Source organism: Dictyobacter halimunensis (assembly GCF_036245075.1).
In genome coordinates, this window is record NZ_BSRI01000001.1 from 189,424 (window position 1) to 208,357 (window position 18,934).

At 51.7% G+C, this 18,934-nt stretch carries 15 protein-coding genes; 8 read left to right on the top strand and 7 right to left on the bottom strand.

Annotation, left to right across the window (positions count from 1 at the left end):
- Positions 1 to 60 precede the first annotated feature (60 nt).
- Genes AABA21_RS00870 through AABA21_RS00880 form a run of 3 tightly spaced genes read right to left on the bottom strand, consistent with a single transcriptional unit; the run spans position 61 to position 5,159 of the window.
- Positions 61 to 1,632 carry an aminotransferase class I/II-fold pyridoxal phosphate-dependent enzyme gene (locus tag AABA21_RS00870; RefSeq protein ID WP_338246858.1) on the bottom strand — a complete coding sequence of 524 codons (1,572 nt, stop codon included), beginning with the start codon at positions 1,630 to 1,632 and terminating at the stop codon, positions 61 to 63.
- A gap of 13 nt (positions 1,633 to 1,645) precedes the next feature.
- Entirely contained in the window at positions 1,646 to 3,421 is a 1,776-nt protein-coding gene (locus AABA21_RS00875) for an acyl-CoA dehydrogenase family protein (RefSeq protein WP_338246859.1), read from the bottom strand.
- The gene (locus AABA21_RS00880; protein ID WP_338246861.1) at positions 3,408 to 5,159 is read right to left on the bottom strand and encodes a fatty acyl-AMP ligase; all 1,752 of its coding nucleotides are present in this window, start codon (positions 5,157 to 5,159) and stop codon (positions 3,408 to 3,410) included. The genes AABA21_RS00875 and AABA21_RS00880 overlap by 14 nt, the downstream gene beginning before the upstream one ends.
- Before the next feature lie 479 nt (positions 5,160 to 5,638).
- On the opposite strand from AABA21_RS00880, the gene AABA21_RS00885 reads away from it, so the two are divergent.
- Positions 5,639 to 6,022 (top strand): hypothetical protein, encoded by a 384-nt coding sequence (locus AABA21_RS00885; RefSeq protein ID WP_338246863.1) that lies wholly within the window; start codon positions 5,639 to 5,641, stop codon positions 6,020 to 6,022.
- A gap of 146 nt (positions 6,023 to 6,168) precedes the next feature.
- Here the strand turns inward: AABA21_RS00885 and AABA21_RS00890 are convergent, their stop codons facing one another.
- Together AABA21_RS00890 and AABA21_RS00895 are read right to left on the bottom strand one after the other, a co-directional pair.
- Entirely contained in the window at positions 6,169 to 7,158 is a 990-nt protein-coding gene (locus AABA21_RS00890; RefSeq protein WP_338246865.1) for an aldo/keto reductase, read from the bottom strand.
- A 212-nt stretch (positions 7,159 to 7,370) separates the two neighbouring features.
- Entirely contained in the window at positions 7,371 to 7,559 is a 189-nt protein-coding gene (locus AABA21_RS00895) for a hypothetical protein (protein WP_338246867.1), read from the bottom strand.
- 542 nt (positions 7,560 to 8,101) lie between these two features.
- Between AABA21_RS00895 and AABA21_RS00900 the strand changes: the two genes are divergently transcribed.
- A complete protein-coding gene (locus AABA21_RS00900) occupies positions 8,102 to 9,049 on the top strand; it encodes a class I SAM-dependent methyltransferase (RefSeq protein ID WP_338246869.1) in 948 nt (315 codons plus the stop codon).
- Positions 9,050 to 9,248: 199 nt separating this feature from the next.
- Here the strand turns inward: AABA21_RS00900 and AABA21_RS00905 are convergent, their stop codons facing one another.
- On the bottom strand, positions 9,249 to 9,569 hold the full coding sequence (locus AABA21_RS00905; RefSeq protein ID WP_338246871.1) for a transposase: 321 nt from the start codon (positions 9,567 to 9,569) through the stop codon (positions 9,249 to 9,251).
- A 167-nt stretch (positions 9,570 to 9,736) separates the two neighbouring features.
- On the opposite strand from AABA21_RS00905, the gene AABA21_RS00910 reads away from it, so the two are divergent.
- The 6 genes from AABA21_RS00910 to AABA21_RS00935 all read left to right on the top strand — a co-directional run bounded on the left by AABA21_RS00910 (position 9,737) and on the right by AABA21_RS00935 (position 17,315).
- Positions 9,737 to 10,039 carry a hypothetical protein gene (locus tag AABA21_RS00910; protein WP_338246873.1) on the top strand — a complete coding sequence of 101 codons (303 nt, stop codon included), beginning with the start codon at positions 9,737 to 9,739 and terminating at the stop codon, positions 10,037 to 10,039.
- A gap of 121 nt (positions 10,040 to 10,160) precedes the next feature.
- Entirely contained in the window at positions 10,161 to 10,475 is a 315-nt protein-coding gene (locus AABA21_RS00915; protein ID WP_338246874.1) for a hypothetical protein, read from the top strand.
- 260 nt (positions 10,476 to 10,735) lie between these two features.
- A complete protein-coding gene (locus AABA21_RS00920; RefSeq protein WP_338246876.1) occupies positions 10,736 to 12,808 on the top strand; it encodes a glycosyl hydrolase family 28-related protein in 2,073 nt (690 codons plus the stop codon).
- 334 nt (positions 12,809 to 13,142) lie between these two features.
- Positions 13,143 to 15,206, top strand: a complete 2,064-nt coding sequence (locus AABA21_RS00925) for a DUF2961 domain-containing protein (RefSeq protein ID WP_338246879.1) — start codon at positions 13,143 to 13,145, stop codon at positions 15,204 to 15,206.
- 211 nt (positions 15,207 to 15,417) lie between these two features.
- Positions 15,418 to 16,260, top strand: a complete 843-nt coding sequence (locus AABA21_RS00930; protein ID WP_338246881.1) for an SGNH/GDSL hydrolase family protein — start codon at positions 15,418 to 15,420, stop codon at positions 16,258 to 16,260.
- Positions 16,261 to 16,904: 644 nt separating this feature from the next.
- Positions 16,905 to 17,315: a hypothetical protein gene (locus AABA21_RS00935; RefSeq protein ID WP_338246883.1), complete on the top strand. Its 411-nt coding sequence runs from the start codon at positions 16,905 to 16,907 to the stop codon at positions 17,313 to 17,315.
- A 191-nt stretch (positions 17,316 to 17,506) separates the two neighbouring features.
- On the opposite strand, the gene AABA21_RS00940 is transcribed toward AABA21_RS00935, so the two are convergent.
- On the bottom strand, positions 17,507 to 18,406 hold the full coding sequence (locus AABA21_RS00940; RefSeq protein WP_338246885.1) for a glycoside hydrolase family 16 protein: 900 nt from the start codon (positions 18,404 to 18,406) through the stop codon (positions 17,507 to 17,509).
- Between the last annotated feature and the right edge of the window lie 528 nt (positions 18,407 to 18,934).

The window sequence follows — 18,934 nt, forward strand, 5'->3', positions numbered from 1 at the left end:
ATTACCAGGACTGAGCCTGCAAAGAATTTTTCATAAACCCATCCTTCTGAAGCCGTGTTCTTAACCGCGAAGCTTTGTCAGCTCTTTGATCAGCACATTCATGGTATACATGATCTGCTCTTCCGTGTGAGTGCAAGAGATGAAAAAGCGCAGGCGCGCGGTAGCATTTGGCACGGATGGATAGACCATAGGCTGGACGCTGATACCTTCCTGGAAGAATACCTGGGCAAGATACATCGCATCCCTGGAGCCACCAACAAATACCGGGATCACGGGGGAGTTTTTGCTTGCAGGCGTGTTCAGATGAGCTTCCCGCGCTAACTGTGCAAAAAGATTGGCCCGTGCCTGAAGGCGAGTGACTCGCTCGGGTTCCGCTCTGAGACATTGGATAGCAGCCAGTGCTGCTGCGGCATTTGCCGGTGTGATACCCACACTGAAGACGAAACCCGGATCGGTATATTTGAGATACTCTATCAAAGCATGACTACCCGCGATATAGCCTCCACAGCTTGCCAGTGCCTTACTCAACGTGCCCATCCACAGGTCAACCTGGGTCGTTTCGATGCCGAAGTGCTCGCCAATGCCACGCCCATTCTGGCCAAGTACGCCTATCGAGTGGGCCTCGTCAATCATCAACAATGCTTTGTGGCGTTGCTTGACCTCTATAAATCTCGGTAACTCAGGGATATCGCCGTCTGCGCTGTAGATACCTTCGAGGACTACGAGTACGCGCTGGTACTGATGGCGTATATTGCTCAATATGGAATCGAGGGCTTGCCAATCGTTGTGCGGGAAAGGTATGTGACTGGCTCCCGACATTTTACTCCCCTGGAGCACACTGTTATGGATGAAAGCATCATAGACAATCAAATCTTTCGGTCGCAATAAATGACCGATGGCATTGATATTTGTCGCGTGCCCCCCTACATAAACGAGGGCATTTTCAGTTCCTACAAGTGCTGCCACGGCCTTCTCCAACTCACGGTGCAGCGGCGTCTCTCCTGAGGAAATTCGGCTTGCTGATACAGAGGTGCCATACCAATCAATCGCTGCTTGCGCCGCCTGCGACACACGTGGATGGCCTGACAGGCCCAGATAGTTATAGCTTGAATAATTGATGAGCCTCTGCCCTTTGCTGAGGGTGGTATCGCTGCTGACGCCTTCATGCACTCTAAAGTAAGGATTATCGACGCCGTGCTGCTCGACCTCTTCCATTCTCTGTCGCAACATGCGATATTCGGGGAACAGTTCAAAACGATAGTGTTCAGGTGGGACTTCATCTGATATGCATTGATGCGCGGATGGCTCCATTACCATCCTGGATGCTATATACTGGGAGAGGGTCTCGATAGTTGGATAATCCCATACCATGGTCTCTTCTAAGCGTAATCCTAGCCAGGCCTCGAGGTCGCCAACCAGACCCAATGCTGCTAGCGAGTCAAGCCCGTACTCTGAGAAAGGCTGTGTACTATCAATGTGCGTCCGATCAACCCCGAGAGACTCGGCAAGATGCGCGATGAGCCAGTTCTGGATCGTTTCTGGCGTGATCTCGTCTTCTTGTGTTTTTCCTTGCGTGCTCATGTTATCCATGGCAGTAAAAGCGTAGCGTTGCTGTTTGCTAGAGTCCAACATGCGCATATCCTCATTATTGACGTGTTTCCCTCCCGCTTAGCGGGAAGGAGTGTATCGAAAAGAGCTTGTTTTCTGTAGTTAGCTTGAAAAGCTGGGCGGCCAGCTTTTCAATATACGAGTCAGGAATGGAATGCTTAGAGATCTGTAGCGGTTTGAGTAAGCGATGAAGACTGAATACCAGCCATTCTCCGCTCGCGAAAAATTCCCCCAGCAGTTTGTGGTTATGCAACCATATCTGTAGGCAGGCAGAGGCGGCATGGAGAGTGACCTGATCTTTTGCCAGTTCATACAACCTGGGTGATTGGTTCAATGCCTGACCATAGGTTTGCGCAAGCTCGAGTAGAAGTTCATCCTGGGCGTGAACCTGCGTCAAGACATCTTTGGCAAGTTCTATGATCCTCTCCAGCACCTCGCGCGTCACTGCACCTTCCGGCTTCAACGATTGTAGCGCCTTCAATGTAGGCTCTAAGCCTTGCATAATATCGTCTTGCCCGTGATTAAAAAGCTCAAGATGTTTTGCATCAAAACGTTGCAGTGGCTTTTCCAGGCAGAAAATCGCTTCGAGGCGCGTCCATAGGGGTGTGTTCTGGCTGCCCTCAGTTCTGGCGCGATGGTGTACCAGAGAGCGCAGTTGCAGTCCGATTGCCTGCAAGTTGACCACGGTGCTGCCATCAAACAGACTTGTAATAGCATTATCCCGCACAATTTTTTGAAAAATGCCCGCGTTGAGACCAGTTCGCAGGTAGTAGCGCGCGCCAAGGACGATAGATAAGTTGTGAATGATGCCTTCAACTGTTGTGGGCACAAAATATTTCACTACCGCGGACCAGACACTCATCTGGGCTGGAGCAATGTGAAGTAATCGCACGGCACTGATAGCGACGCACTCGCTCATCAGCACATCCGTAAAAGCCTCAATGAGCAACATACGCGCGTATGGTATCTCGAAGACGGTATGACCATATACCCTGCGCTCAAGAGCAAAATCCATCGCAGTGCGTAGCGCCGTATCCGCAGCTCCCAAAGAGAAACCTGCGACTAACGTGCGCGTAATCTGTAGGCCTTTCAGTGTAATTTCCAGGCCATAACGTGCCGAACCTATTACTGCTGAATGGTCAATAAAACAGCTGTGAAAACGGATACCGCTGATATCGGTTCCTCGAATGCCCAGCGTTTTTTCTTTCGGTAAATAGGTGAATGATGCTGCATCCAGCCTGTCTTTTTCCACCAGCAGCAGCGAGAAACCACGTGGGCCAGCGCTTTGTTGTGTACGCGCGAAGACAGTTATGGCTCGGCTATGAGTAGCATTGCCTATCAGCCACTTTTCCCCGGATAACAGATAGCCACCTGCAACGGGTGAGGCCAGGGTTTCGTTCGCCAGCAGATCACCACCATGTTGCCGCTCTGTGAGCCCAAGCGAAATCCTTCCCCTGGCTTTGACGATGCGAGCAAGCTGGTGTTTTTGATCCTCGCTGCCTGCTATCCAGATGGCTATTGCCCCCAGAAAGGTCCCTCCATGGGCTATCGCTATCGTCAGATCACGCCGGGTGACGACGCGCATCAGTAACAATAGTTCTTCGAACGAGGTCAGTTTTCCGCCATATTCCTCCGGAATGTAGTAAAGATGCACACCCCAGTTCTCAAGGAAAGCACAGGCTTCCTCAGGATACTGCTCGTGCTCATCCCGCTCAACGGCACGCTGGAACGAAAATTCATGCTCTGGATTGGTGGGATCCCCCAGGTACGCTTCAAGTTCCTGAGGGGCACGGAAATAGCTAAATGCCGACATGTGACGCTCCTACCGTTTCCAGCGACCCGGCAAGATATTTCTTTCGACAAAGATGGCGTTGAGTTTTGCCGCTGGAGGTCTTCGGGATACTCCCTGGTCTGAGCAGTGAAACTGCATGTACCTGCAGCGCATATTCTTTCCACACTGCCTGACGTATAGCACTCACGATTGCGCTGGCATCTGAACGTTGAAATGCACGTTCTACTTCCTGGGCGATAATGAGCCGTTCTTCTCCCGCTATCGTAATGGAAAAAGCTGCGCTACAGCCAGCGCGAAGCAGGACATGGCTGCGTTCAACCGCCTGTTCGATGTCGTGTGGATACACGTTGCGACCTCGAATGATGATCAAGTCTTTGAGGCGCCCCGTGACAAAAAGTTCACCGTTGTGCAAATAGCCCAGATCACCGGTACGCAGAAAAGGACCTTCTCCTGTAGTAAGGTAAGCATGAAAGGTAGCTTTTGTCTCCTCAGGTTGCTGCCAATAGCCAGTAGCAATGCTCGGTCCCGACACCCAGATTTCGCCCACTTTATCACTCTGACAAGGTATCAGAGTTGTCGGATCAACTATATTGATGGATTGATCACCCAGTGTTCGTCCACAACCTACCAGCGTTTCCCCCTCTTCATCTGCCGTTGCTGTCATAATAGTATTCAGCTCTAAGGCTGCCTTTGTAACGGTATGCAGTACAGGTGCAGCAGCTTTTAAGCCACCAGAAACGATCAATGTTGCCTCGGCCAGTCCATAGCAGGGGTAAAAGGCTTCCCAACGGAAACCACACGACTTGAAGGTCTCGGCAAATTTTTGCAGGCTGACAAGTTGGATGGGTTCTGCACCGACGAATGCGACACTCCAATTACTCAGGTCGAGGTTGGCTCGCTGCTCGGGGGTGATCTTGCGTGCGCACAGTTCATACGCAAAGTTCGGACCGCCACTGTTCGTTGCCCGTGTCCGCGAAATAGCCTCAAGCCAGCGTACGGGACGCTGCGCGAAGGCAGCCGGCGACAGAAGCGTCATCAATCGCCCGGCATAGAGCGGCTGCAACACACCTCCTAACAATCCCATATCATGGTAGGGCGGGAGCCACATCACACCTCGGCTCTCAGCCGTATGCTCCATACCTTGTTCGATCAAGGCGGCGTTGTGTAGCAAGTTACCGTGGCTCAACATGACCCCCTTGGGATCATTGGTGGAGCCGGAGGTATATTGTAGAAACGCGAGATTCTGGCTCTCCACAGCCGGCCGTTGCCATTCATTAGCCAGTTCGCAGGGAAGATCTTCGGTGCTTAACCAACACATGCGACGAAACTCCGGCGCGTATTTGAAGAGCGCGTCGACCTCGGACAGAAGAAGAGTGGTTGTCAATGCAAACTGCGGTCGTGCGTTGGCTACGATGGTCTGCAGCCTGGTCAGCGTTCGATCCTGACGATTTGGCCGGGGAGGATAGGCTGGAATAGCGACAACGCCAGCATATATGCACCCGAAAAAGGTTGTAATATAATCTAGCCCAGCAGGAAATAGCAGAAGCGCACGTTTCCCCGTCGCTCCCAGACGCTGAAGCCGCGCTGCAATAGCTCGTGCCCGCAGATCCAAATCCCCATAGGTAAGATGAACTTCTTCCCTCTCTCCATCGAGCAGGAAGGTATAACCTGTCTGCTCATATTGATGTCGCGCTCGCCAACTCAACACATCTATGAAAGTGCGCACCCCCGACGTCAAATTTTGTATATGGTGAGTCATCGCGGCCTCTCCCTGACAGTGTTTGGAGCAATTCGATCTCGAAAAGTGTCAATTGCTTTCTTGCAACGTCACTCAGATAAACGCTCACACGAGCATTTTTCAGTGATCTAAATCAGCAAAGGATTTTCATAGGGGAACCACAAGGAAAAGCGCTGACGAGAGGGTTGACGACAGCAAGTAGGCGGAATATAATACCCTGCGGTGGAACGGAAAACAGACCGTTCTCTGGGTGAAGCATCTTCTATTGAGAAGGAGTGTCACAAGTGCCAGAAATGCTAGCAACCGTGGATCAGATCTAACAGGATGCCCTTGTGCAGAACTCTTTCTCATTCCATCCCATCAACATATGCATGTCATCGCGGTGCATGAACGCATTGCTGAAAGACTACCACAACGCTTCAGTGTATAATGCGCGCAACATGCACTGCAAACCGCTTCAAAAGTTATGAAAACTGAAAAGAAAAAGGAAGGTGGAACACATGGAATCAACTGAAGGGCATGAAGAAATAGTGGAACCCATCCAACTAGATGAAGCACGCGAAGACGAAGGGTTAACCATTTTGCAGATTATGCCGGCGCTGCCAGGCTGGGGAGCTGTCTGGGGCAATACCCAGGAACCAGCTGAGAGCGAACCTGGCTTCTTTACCGAACAGGTGGTCTGCTGGGCCCTGGTGGAAGCCAGTAATGGGCGTCGTTTTGTGACGGCAATGGCTCCGGATCTGGAAACCAGTGAACTCAAACTCATGCTCGACATGGGCAACTTCCTCGGATATGCGAGCCCAACCTATTCGCTTGACTGGATGCAACGTGCCTCCGACAAGCGTACGGAGCAACAAACAAAGAAGAGCGCACCTCTCTCATAAGAGCGTAGTATACCAGGGCGGCATTCCTCGAGGAGGAATGCCGCCCTGAGCATGACCCGCTTTTGTAGACTCTACAAAAGCGGGTCATGCTCATAATACCGGCCATGGATATGCGGCTGACGTTGTTCTATCTCTGCGCGGCTTTATCACGCACGCCCCAGGATCTCTTCGATCTGGTTCATCTGGTGCTGACTTAACGGACCATACTGCATGGCTGCAACATTCTCCTCCACCTGTTGTACGGTCTTGAAACCAGGGATAGGGATACACTGCTTATTAAATGCCCAGATCCATCCCAGCGCTCCTTGTGCCAGGGTGCGCCCATCAGCAGTTAAAATATCGCGCACCTGTTCCAGGCGAGTGAGGAGCTCTGGAAAACGTGCGCTATTGAAGTAATTCCAGGTGAGCTCCGAACGCCGAATATCTTCTGGGCCAACCTGCTCGCGTGACGTATATTTTCCGCTCAACAAACCCATAGCCAGAGGACCACGGTTGATGCACGCGAGATGGTAGTCCTGACACACCGCAAGCACCTCCGGGTGGTGGTCAAAGAGATTGAGTTGGGTCTGGATGGCCAGACAATGCTCTCCTTGGGCAAACAAGCGCGCTCGTTCGGCATCATCAGTGCTCCAGCCATAGAAGCGGATCTTGCCCTCCGTTACCAACTGCTCCAGAATCTCACGGACCTGGAGCGCACGTTCAAGATCATACCCGCCCAGGTGGAGTTGATACAGATCGATGTAATCAGTCTGTAAGCGTCGTAAGCTCGCTTCACAGGCCTGGCGCACGTAGGTGTGAGGATGTTCCATGTCTCCAGTCTTCGTGCGCGTAGCTTCGTCAAACTGACTCCCAAATTTCGTGGCGATGAACACTTGATGACGGTGTGTTCCCAGTGCCTGTCCAAGGAGACGTTCGCTATGTCCACAGCCATAGACATCGGCGGTATCGAAGAGCGTTACCCCAAGCTCCAGAGCTCGATGGATCGCGCGAACAGACTCCTCATCATCGACGAAGCCATAGCCACTGATCACGTCTTGTGATGAGAAGGGCCCGCCGATGGCCCAGCATCCTAAACCAAGTGCGCTCACCTCGATAGCGCTTTTCCCAAGTGTACGTCGCATCATTGCATCGGTCATGTTGTGTTTCCTCTTTTCAGGTATGTGGGAACAAATCCCGTTGATTTGCGTACCACCGGCCGTGTCGGCATGATCAGCGGCTCTGGCGGCGTTGAGCCTTCACCTGCTGCTAGCATCTCTATCAGGCGGCGTACGGCGCCTCCTCCTATGGCCGCACGGTCCTGCCACATCTCGTCAGCGGCGGACTCGTGCCCTCCCCAAAGTCTCTCCCGTCAAAGCTGGCCAGCGACATATCCTCCGGCACCCGCAGCCCAATGTTCACTCAGCGCCCGCAGCGCTCCAATCGCCACCACATCACTGACGACCACCACGATCGTCGTGGAGTCTCGCCGCTCATCCATTTCGCGGCGTACACGCGCTGCTCTTTGGCCATTGGACCCTCCTGAGTCGAAGTCTATCACACTTTTCTTCCTCAACTCCACAAAAACGGGGGAAGTCCAAACTTGCCCACCAACACATCTGCAAATATGGCAACGCGTCGTCACATGTACCCAAACAGCACAAAGCCATCGCACCATTCATCCCTCAAAGGAGGTTCCTCTGCATTGATACGTAGATGATACGCCATTGCTATCTTCTTCTCACCAAAAAGCAGCTACACTAGAGAAAAATCAGGCAGGGCTCACGGCACAATAGCTGCCCGGTAACTCGGATACAGTCCTGATAGGACACATACCTATTCTTCACGTCATAGGGGGCGTAAGTGCGACCGCGATGGGCATGCTTTTCCAGAGAGGAAAAGCTCTCTTACAGAAGCACAACACATAGAAGTTCGAGCATGTCGTGATTGTGAGCTGGTGATATCCGGGACAATTTCCCGTTGACACAGGACTTTGTCCTATACAATTTCCCAGGAGAATGAGGATAAAGTCCCTTCTTTGTCAGCTCGGTTACATGTTATGCTGAGATTATGGTTTATATGCTGAAAGAGAGGAAATAGACCTTGAATGACCTGCAATTCTACAATTCAACCTTTGTGGATACTGCTGAAGCGCTTTTCAGCAAAGAAGAGAGCATACCGGAGGCGATGAGCATGCTGTCGGCCCAACTGCAGCATCTTCGTACTAGCCTGCCCGTTCATGCATGGAAAGAGTATATCGTCCAGGAGTTTCGTCGTCATACTTTACTGACAACATTACATAATGATCCTCTCTCGCGGCGAGCGTACATAAAACCTCGCGGCTATGCGGGGGATGCCGTGATGCTGGATTATATCTATAGCATGGATGAAGGGGCGCTTCCCCAGGATTTGAGAGAATGCACATCGTCTGCTCAACGCATGTGTGCCTCTATTGTACAGGCAGATGCAGGTCAGGCGGTATGCGCGCGCAAACGTCTGCTCGCTCAAAAAATAGATGAGGTAGCGGAGCACGTATCGCATCCACATGTGTTATCCCTGGCCTGTGGGCATCTGCGTGAGGCTGCTAGTAGCAGAGCAGCGCGCACAAGGCGCCTGGGTCGTTTTGTGGCCGTTGATCAAGATCAAGAGAGCCTGAAGATCGTAGAACAGGAATTTCGTCCACTTGGTGTAGAAACGCTGCGCGCTTCTGTCCGAGATATATTGATGGATCGGGTTGTGCTCAATGGATTCGACTTTGTCTATGCAGCTGGCCTCTACGATTATCTTGCGCTACCTGTAGCACAACGCCTGACTGCTCAGTTGTTTCGCATGCTCAATCCAGGTGGTCGTATCCTGCTCGCCAATTTTATGCCCGGCATTACCATGGCTGGTTACATGGAAGCGTGTATGGATTGGTGGCTGATCTATCGTGACAGGGCCGAATTATTGCAATGCGCCCAGACATTGCCTGAGAAACAACTGGCTCACCTTTCTCTCTTCGCGGACGACTATCAAAATATCGTTTACCTGGAGATCACGCGAAAAAAATAACTCAAAGAATTACTATAGCGCAACATGAACAGCGAAAGAGAATAGCCAGCATGGGCGAAACACTGGCGAAGCGTCTGTTTGCGATACATCAACCGTTTCTTGATAAGCACGATGTGCCTGGCAAGTTCAGCGGGGTGGAGACAACAAACATTCTTCAATTCACGGCGCTTGAGCAAATTCCAAACGCCTTCTTGAGGGTTCAATTCCAGTGCATAGGCTGGAATCGCTCCAGATGCAGTCGTTGGGCTGCCCCTTGCACCAGAAAATCCTTGGCACATTGGCAGGAATGGATGCGCGCCCCATCCCACACGAGCAGAATCTTGCCTGGAATCTCACGCAAGAGCAGGCGCAAAAAACGAACGACATCGGGCCCTTTGTAGGATGAATCTTGCCATTGCATGAACAGGTGACCTTCTGGGGCCAAGCCTCCAATGACCGAGAGATGATCACGCGTCAAGGGGACGGAGAGCTCAGGCGTTTGGCCCTGGAAGGCATAGGTACGCACGACCATCATATTCATACGGATTGGCCTTGAGCGTTTCGGCGAGGCTTCCGCCCACGAAACATGAGAATGGAAGGCGTGTAAGAACACATGATTTGGTATCGAGTCGCTCTACGAAGGAACCATGCGGCTCCCTTGCGCTGGAAGTCTCCCCTATACAACTCCCTGCATGGCGTGTTAGGCATATGAATCTCTATCGAGCGGTGCCAAAGGAACACATCCGTGTGTTTCTCTTCACCTCAACAGAGCAGATGGATGTGATGCTCCAACGAGCAAATCAGGAGAAACAATCCACCGCCATTACAGTGAAACAGCTCTGGGATGCTCACTCCATACATTGGATACAAGTCAGACGACTGGAGATCGAACTGGGAGAAGGAGGTGATCATGATCAGCCCTATGATGGACACATAACTTCCACTCATATCCAGACACTCGCCTGGACCAGATTACTTGCCAGGCGGGCATGTGGGGAACTCCTATCCTAATCCATTTCCGTTACGCAGGTTTTTGTAGAGAAGTGCCTCTGAAGACGTAGGGAGAGCCAGGAATCTGTGGGGACCTGGCCCTATTCTTGTTCATGACGAAAACGGTCAAGCTCAAGGGGACTTGAGCGAGACAAAAAGACTGTCCTCACCGGGTGAAGCAGAAGCATTCTTTCCTTCTTACGAACAGCAAAACCAGCGGTTTGTAAAAACATCTTCCATCTGCTATTCTTGTAGAAGAACGTGTACAATCCTCGACGAAACGAACAAAGAGGAGAACTTTGAAGAATGCATTCATTTTGACGGACCCTCCCGCTTCTGGAAAGAAGACGATTGCGACGCGCTTGCACATCACCTGGAGCGTTGTGCAGGTATCGAGAAGGATTATTTAGCGGTCGCTGCACCGAAAGTCGTTTTACTCTTTCTATTGATAAAATAGGCAATATCAATGTATTTTCGAACAACTGGTCAGGTAGTTTCTGGGCAGATATTCTGAATGGGACCAATTATATTCTTGAATACGCATACACTATTTCACCAAAGCGATATATGGGTCCCGAAATGATTCAAACAACAGGCATGTTCTTTTTTGAGAAAAACGGCTTTGCACAGCCCGCATGTGTGTATGCAAGGAGAATCAATACCCGGCAGGATATCCTTCCAGGGCCTTAATGGAATAAGCAGAAAGGGATATATTTTATGCAAGACATTGTGCGCACGAAGCGCAAAAAGAGACTGGCGGGGCTTGTTGCCTTGCTTATGCTGGTGAGCGCCGTCGGCCTGGTGGCCCCTTTTTCCCCCACTACTGCCAGAGCTGCGGCTTCCCCGCGTGTGACTGTCGCCGCGATCGACCCGTCGCTCGTCGCAGGACGCGGCTCCCAACTCGGTATCGTTCAGCAGGAGGCCGAGAACGCCACGACGAATGGGACGATACTCCCGTTCGACACGTCGGCTTACACGCTGTCGGGCGAGGCATCAGGCCGGCAAGCTGTGCGACTCACTCCTGGGCAGGACGTTGCGTTCACGCTCACACAGCGGGCGAACGCGGTGACGATACGTTACGCGCTCCCCGACGCCCCGACTGGCGGTGGAATCGACGCCCCGTTGACCGTGAGCGTAGACCACAACAGCCGTGAGAACACGCATCCGCAAACGATCACACTGACCTCAAAGTACTCATGGCTCTACAACCAGTATCCGTTCACGAACGACCCCAATGCAAACTTACTCCACCCGGACTGGTGGATTACCGAGTGTTCGTGCGTCCCGGCATCTACGACACCGCCACCAACCATAACGAAACCGTTCAGGCCAATGCACTTCTACAACGAGCAGCGCCTGCACCTCCATAACACCTACCAGGCGGGAGACGTCGTCCACCTGACCATGCCTGCCAATTCGAACGCAGCATGGACGGTCATTGATCTCGTCGACTTTCAAGAGATCGCTGAGCCCGCGCCACAACCGAAGGACTCCCTCTCTGTAACCACCTTCGGCGCCGATCCAAGCGGCATCCGGGACTCCGCGGATGCGTTTGATCGCGCGATTGGGGCAGCGAAAGCCTCAGGGAAATCAGTCTATATCCCAACCGGCACGTTCCAGGTGAACAGGCACATCATCGTCGATCAGGTTACTGTCGAAGGCGCTGGCAGCTGGTGGTCGATCGTCAAAGGTCATCAGGTCACGCTCACCTCACCGGCGCCCGACGGCTCTGTACACACAGGCGTCGGTTTCTACGGCAAAGAGGCAGCCGACGGCGGGAGCCATAACGTGCACCTGTCGGACTTCGCAATCGAGGGCGACGTCCGAGAGCGAATCGACACTGATCAGGTGAATGGTATCGGCGGGGCGCTGAACGACTCGACGATCGATGGCCTCTACATCCATCACACGAAAGTCGGCATCTGGCTCGACGGACCGATGCACAACGTGACGGTCGAGAACACCGCCATCGCTGACCAGATCGCGGACGGCATCAACTTCCACCAGGGAGTGACACACTCGAGTGTCGTCAATTCGCTCATCCGCAATACGGGTGATGATGGACTCGCGATGTGGTCAGAGGCGGTGGGAGGACAGCCCGGAATTGAGGACGCCAACAACGTGTTTGACCACAACACGGTACAAAACCCGGTGCTCGCGAACGGAATCGCCATCTACGGCGGCCACAACAACACCGTATCAAACAACATTGTCGCCGATCCTGTACGCGAGGGCAGCGGCCTCCACGCTGGATCGCGCTTCGGCTCGACCCCGTTCGCTGGTTACCTCAGGTTCACGAACAACACGACCGTACGTTCCGGCTCGTTCGAGCTCAATTGGAAAATCGGCCTTGGCGCTATCTGGCTCTATGCGCTCGAAGGCTCTCTTACAGCGGACATTGAGGTTACCGGCGACAACTTCCTACAGAATACGTACAACGCAATCCTGATCGTTGCTGATTTCCCAGTGAAGGATCGCTACTCCATCTCAAACGTCCATTTTCAGGACGTCCACGTCGACGGAACGGGCACGTCAGTACTGAGCGCGCGTTCCGCCGGAAACGCGACGTTCCAAAACGTCATCGCGCGCAATGTCGGCGCCGTCGGCATCAACAACTGTGGTTCCTTCCACTTCACGTCGGCGGGCTCAGAGTTCAATGTAACCGACCTCGGCGGCAATACCGGAGGCGGAACCACCGGCCCTTGGCTAGCGCCATGGGAACTACCGAACACGATCACCTGCAACGATCGACCGACGGTCGTTCCCCCACCACCCCCTTCCACCTGGTAAGTGGTGAGATCGCGAACGATGAGTTATCCCTGATTTTTCTGGCGACCCACAATGGAGCAGGCGCAAGAAAAAAGAGGTGAACCACAATGGATCTGCTCGTTTAAACTGTTGAGTCATCAAACCAATCAACAGTTTAAACGAGCAGATCCGTTGTGGTTCTGCCAGTGCGCTCTGTTTTACCTATCTTCTGGTATGATTCGAAATCTTTGGGAGCTTAACATGGTAAAATTCTCTGGTGGGCCTAAGGGATCAATTCAGCGTATTCTTTCGTTCCATTGTTCATTAGAGACAAATTAGCGCATCATTGAAGTCTTATCAGAAAAGGAGCAATTATGTGATTGCAAGACGGCACATCCATATACTCGCTCTCATTATTATTTTAGGCCTATTTATTCCATCTGCAAATGCAACGCCACCAATTCCCTCTCCCGCCATATCTTCATGCCTCATCAGCACGCCACCGCATGCCATTGGGAAGGCAACCACACCACCACCCTTGAACCTGGGTCTGGATGCCTACAGCCAGGTGGATAAGCTCTCGTATCTGGAATTGGGGGATCGCGTCGAAGGGCAATCGACGGCCGATCCTCTTGGAACTAACAATGATAAAAGCCACGTCCTGTACACAACGTCTGATGGTGGGAATGTGCTCTTCGATCAAACGGGTCCGGGGCTTGTCTCATTTATGCGCATGCAAGAAACCTATGGAGGACCCTGGAACCTCTCGCTTGATGCGTCTGCGCCAGTGACCATCCGGCCGCAGGATCTGGGCTCGATGCATACGGCGAATCCCTCGCCCATAACGCCACCCTATCCACTATCCCTCGATACCAGGGAGAGCCAGGGGAGCAGTATTCTGGCAGGTGCGCTTCCCTTTCAGAAGAAGATCCAATTGACATCGACGCATCCCAATGGCAATTTCTATGCCCTGTACCGGAAGTTGCCGTTTGGAACTCAGCTTCCTCCATTGCACAATGCTTCCCAGCTTACGGCTGTCATTCGTATGCTGCGTGAAGCTGGAGGCACCATCGCGCCACGTAGCACCTCCTGTCAGCAAGGGAGCGCCACGACTGTCTCCGGGGGTCCTACCAGCATTGCCACGCTTCAGGGTCCGAGCCAGATTCGCGCACTCACCTTCCAGGTGCCATTCAATGAGAAAGTGCGCTTTGGAAATAGCCGTTTGGAAATCTACTGGGATGGTGAGACAACGCCCAGTGTGAATGCGCCGGTGAAGTTTTTGGTTGGCGATGGTGCGGGCGTCTATCAGCCGAGCCATCGTCCGCTCGTTGGTGGATGGTTAGCCGGAGCCAATGGAGATGGTCAGACATATATGAACTATCATCTCTACTGGCCGATGCCCTTTGCTTCACAAGCCCGCATTGTTCTTGTCTCAGATAGTGCGTTAAGCCATATTTCCTGGCAGGTGCGCTACGAACCTTTCCAGGTTCCAGCGAACTGGTATGGGATCTTTCATGCGACCTATCGTGACATCAGCCATCCAACGCCGGGCCAGGACATGACATTGCTCGATGTGCAGGGGAGCGGCAAACTCGTTGGAACGGTCATCAACTTTCACAAACCAGACGGCACGCTCGAAGGCGATCCTCGTATCTATCTGGATGATAGCACCACGCCTCAGATCGCTGTTACCGGAACCGAGGAATGGGGACTGGGCGGTAACTACTGGAATCATGGCGTACAAACAACGTTGCCGTTGGGTGGAATGCCCAGTAGTATCAGCAATCCTTCCGGAACCGACGTCGATGGGTCCGCATTGTATCGTTTTCTCGTTTCCGACAGTATTCCCTTTAACCGTCATCTCGTTGCCCGTTGGGAACATGGAGGAAATGATCAGAGCACCTATCCCTATCGTAGTACGATGCTCTGGTATGGCAATGCTGCTCAGACCGCAACGTTGAGCGATACCCTCCAGGTCGTATCGAGTATCAGTCGGCAGCACCATCATTACTCGGCTCATGGAGAGAAGCTCTATACCGTGACGGCCGCTAATGAGTATAGTGTCAAGAGTACAACCAGGACCTCAACAAGCTCAATGATCACGAACAGTGCCAGCTTTACCATGGCACTCGATCCCCACAACGTTGGAGCCTACCTGCGGCGAACCTTTGATTACTGTCAGCCAAATCAGCGAGCAAACATCTATATTTATAATCAGTTCGCGGGTACCTGGTATAATGCCGGGGGCATCACCCATCAAGATGCAGCGGGACATCTACGCTGTTGGCGCGATGAGGATTTTCCTTTACCACCTTCGTTGACACAGGGAAAATCCTCAGTCAATGTGCGTGTGGTCTATCTGCCGACGACCGCACCAGCGAATAGCGGTTGGACAGCATCCGATTATCAGATGTACAGCTTTGTTATGCCGACGAACTAGTTGACACTCCCTCTGGCTAAAGCCCCGATTCTTACCCTCATGTAACATTCACTGATCCGTAACACGGAATGCCCTGAAAACTTGTAATTACATTAATTCATGTTTATACTATGAAGTAGGATGCTCATATTTTTGTTTCCCCTCAGATCTACTGTGGCTTGAATGATCTTTACAGAAGCCTGCACCTGTATGTATTTTCAAGGAGGAAAATATGCTCAAAGGACCGAGCCTGCCACTTCTCCGTGTTGCTACACCTATTATTTTCGTATTGAGTCTGCTTCTCTTCTCGGTTCCATCAGCATTTGCCGCCACCCATGCAACCACACAGGCAACCATGGTTGGTCCCATGGCAAACTACCTGGCGGTTGGTGACTCACTGGCCTATGGATACCAGCCCAATCTCAACTACAGCCATGGCTATGCAGATGACTTTTACGCCAATTTGAAGAGCCATGGTGCAACAAGCTATGCCAATATGGCTTGTCCGGGCGAGACCACAACCTCGATGATCAATGGTGGTTGTACCTATTCGGTTTTGCGCAAATATGTCTACACCGGATCTCAGCTCAATGCAGCAATCTCTTATCTGCGATCACATGCAGGCACAGTCAGTCCAGTCACGCTGGATATCGGAGCCAACGATATGTTGCACGATATCAACACATCGACGTGCACAATTAGCTCAACGTGGGACAGTGATCTGGCAACGATGGATGCCAATCTGACACAGGTCATTTTGCCGAAGTTGACCGCCGCCATGACGGTAAATGGACAGCGCAGCGGTGATCTGTTGCTGATGAACTACTATGATCCCTATCAAAATATCTGCCCAACCATGGTGTCATACTCTCAGGAGATCAATCAGCATCTGGCTGCGGATGCCAGTGGCTACGCGACCGTCGTTGATGTATTCACACCCTTTGGCGGTGCGGCGACTCCTAATCCCAACACTTGCAACTACACCTGGATGTGCAGCATCTTCAAGGACATTCACGCGACCTCGACCGGCTATAGCGTTATGGCGAACGCGTTTGAGCAGACAGCTGGCTATTAGACGTTGCCCAGAGGTATCTCCGTAATGCGCCCACGAGGGGCGCATTACGCCCTCGCCGCGAGAGGCAATACATTCCATTTACAAAAGCATCGAAGAACCTCTCTCGCACAGAAGGCTGAAAATGGTGCATGCTCTGCGAAGTTGAGCAAGTTAGGCCCTCAAATGTGAGCACTTGCTCCCACCTCTTCGCGATCCCATAGACAGACAATACAATGGAGCAAGATCCATTGTATTATGAAAAAAGGCTTTGTCACGAGCGCCACTGCTCCCTACTATCCTTCATACCCTGTTCATCGCCCAACAGTTTAGAACTGCCAACTCCCACACCACAGATGGCAAACGTATCTCTACACGCCATTCATTACCAAGAAGGAACCTGTGTTTGCTCTCGCGAACGATCTTTTTGCACTCCAAAGAAAACTGACAATGGGTTCATGGAAGATGGATTTTTTACTCATATTCGAGTATACTTCTCTTGGTGCTTTTTTATTTCTAGAAGCTCCTTTAACACGATTTATTTGATATGGCTTTATACAACCTCGTGTCTTACGAAAAGGCGAGCGCTTTCCTCAAAGTCATTAAAGGATGCGAAGAGAACGTGCAGAGACCTCATCACCGCAGGTGTTCCAGGAAGGAGAGGCAATATGAACCATGACATCGAACCATTCGGCTTTTTACGAACCTGTATCGATAGACGCTTTGTCGAAGCCAGCCGGAGGAAATTTGAGGAAGCGACTGGCCTCTTGCCCGTCGCGTACTGGCATGAAGCCTACGCCGGTGGCACAGCCAGAGATCCCTCTCTGGTTGCCAACGATGCCAGGACGGGGAACAACATCTATGCAGACCAGTATGCCGCCGAGCATGGTGCGACCATTTTCGGCTGGCAGGCCCATATCGATACGTGTGGGGGCCTACCCGGTGCCAACAACACAGAGATTGTCAAGGCGTTGGATGAACACATCCGTGCAATGATAGCTAAATATCCCAACTCCTTGCATTATCGGATTCTGGCTTCAAACAGCGGCATTGAGATCACACGAGTTCACCCGAACTGAGTAAAGCTGTGAGACACATACTTCGCGTCAGTACCTATTTCACTCTATGATCTTTTCGTATGAGATCTTCATCACCACTCTGCCTATCAATGAATTCCTCTTCGCATCACGAAAAGCTAACATGAAAGCACCTGGGAGTAACCAGGTGCTTTTTAATTAATCCTTACATCAAACTTCTTAAGCTAAAGCCCTTAGCTGGGCAGTTCTCTACTCTTCATCTGATGCGAGTCCTTTGAGGTGTAAACGCTGACGTTGTCGACAACCATAGAGGCTCCAGAGGCAGTTGCGGCGGTTGGGCCACCACCGAATGCTGCAGGGAAACCGCCGCCCATTGCCAGGTCAAAGATAATAAAGAAACCATGATCTATCGCCTTGGTCCAGGTAGTCGGATCGACTTGATTGGCATTTACCGTGAAGTAATTCACTCCATCCAGATACCAACGAACCTGTTCAGGCGAAACGCTGCGGTCAATAATCACTGAGTAGGTGTGGAAAGCAGTCTGGCAGCCAGCGCAGGGACGCTGCCCACTCCCAATACCAGTAAACTCGTTGCATGGTCCGCCTGGGGATACGCCACAGTGGAGAGTCCCAAACACAGAACTCAGCCCATTGATGTCCTCCATAATATCAATCTCGCCATCTGTGGGCCAATTTTGATGAGAGCCGAGCAACCAGAAGGCCGGCCAGTAGCCAGCAGCCGCTGCACCTGAGACATTCGGCTGCTGAATCGATGCGGTGATCAACAGTTTACCACCGACAGGTGCCATGAAGTCCGTGCGCTGCGACTCGATGCGCCCTGAGGTCCAGTTACCGCTCGCATCGCGTATTGCTTTAATGACGAGATGACCGGATCCATCCCGATAGACGTTCGATGTGCTGCTTGTCATCGTCTCGATCTCACCGGTACCAAAGTCAGTTCCGGTATCGTATAACCAATTGGACGGTTTAACGCCCGATCCAGCGGGTCCATTGAAGGTATCGTCCCAGACTTTGTGCCAATTTTTGTCCAGACTGGCAGCGTTGGCTGTTGGTGTTCCGACTCCACTGAAACTCAATGGAAGCACAGCGGAGAGCAGTGCTACTGCGAACATGTATAAGAAAAGCTTGCGTTTCATCCCTGAATTCTCCTTGTAATGTAGGAAGCGAAAATGCCTTTTCGCATGATGAGCATAAGGTGTGCTCTCAAGGCCAGAACAATGGAGACATTGCTATCCAGAATATCCGAGACCGTGTCATTAGGATCTTTTGCTGGTCGAACGACATCCTGTATGGTCAATGTGTCTTACATATACTCATCTCGCTTCCTTGCAATGAATACGTTGAAGGTAGGCAGTGTATCAGTTCTCTCAATGACTGAGTAGGGAGCGGTTTCTTTACCCGAAAATATGGTTTTCATTAAACCAATTTTCATAGCATTTTGCATATTGTACTTTTAAAAAGCATAATCAGGAAACCGGCTTATGTCAAGTTTATCAATGGTTTTCATTAACCATGCGTTTCTACAGAAAAAAATGCTGTAAAGGAAGGCGACATTAGAAGCCCCCACAAAATGATGAGCTTATGAGGCATTTCTCGCAAGCTCATACTTGAGAAACGGCAACTGAAGCCGTCTTTATTCT

Bases quoted from the DNA above. Each gene is read 5' to 3' on its own strand.
- AABA21_RS00870 (WP_338246858.1), bottom strand. From the start codon at position 1,632: ATGTTGGACTCTAGCAAACAGCAACGCTACGCTTTTACTGCCATGGAT.
- AABA21_RS00875 (WP_338246859.1), bottom strand. From the start codon at position 3,421: ATGTCGGCATTTAGCTATTTCCGTGCCCCTCAGGAACTTGAAGCGTAC.
- AABA21_RS00880 (WP_338246861.1), bottom strand. From the start codon at position 5,159: ATGACTCACCATATACAAAATTTGACGTCGGGGGTGCGCACTTTCATA.
- AABA21_RS00885 (WP_338246863.1), top strand. From the start codon at position 5,639: ATGGAATCAACTGAAGGGCATGAAGAAATAGTGGAACCCATCCAACTA.
- AABA21_RS00890 (WP_338246865.1), bottom strand. From the start codon at position 7,158: ATGACCGATGCAATGATGCGACGTACACTTGGGAAAAGCGCTATCGAG.
- AABA21_RS00905 (WP_338246871.1), bottom strand. From the start codon at position 9,569: ATGAATATGATGGTCGTGCGTACCTATGCCTTCCAGGGCCAAACGCCT.
- AABA21_RS00910 (WP_338246873.1), top strand. From the start codon at position 9,737: ATGAATCTCTATCGAGCGGTGCCAAAGGAACACATCCGTGTGTTTCTC.
- AABA21_RS00920 (WP_338246876.1), top strand. From the start codon at position 10,736: ATGCAAGACATTGTGCGCACGAAGCGCAAAAAGAGACTGGCGGGGCTT.
- AABA21_RS00930 (WP_338246881.1), top strand. From the start codon at position 15,418: ATGCTCAAAGGACCGAGCCTGCCACTTCTCCGTGTTGCTACACCTATT.
- AABA21_RS00935 (WP_338246883.1), top strand. From the start codon at position 16,905: ATGAACCATGACATCGAACCATTCGGCTTTTTACGAACCTGTATCGAT.
- AABA21_RS00940 (WP_338246885.1), bottom strand. From the start codon at position 18,406: ATGTTCGCAGTAGCACTGCTCTCCGCTGTGCTTCCATTGAGTTTCAGT.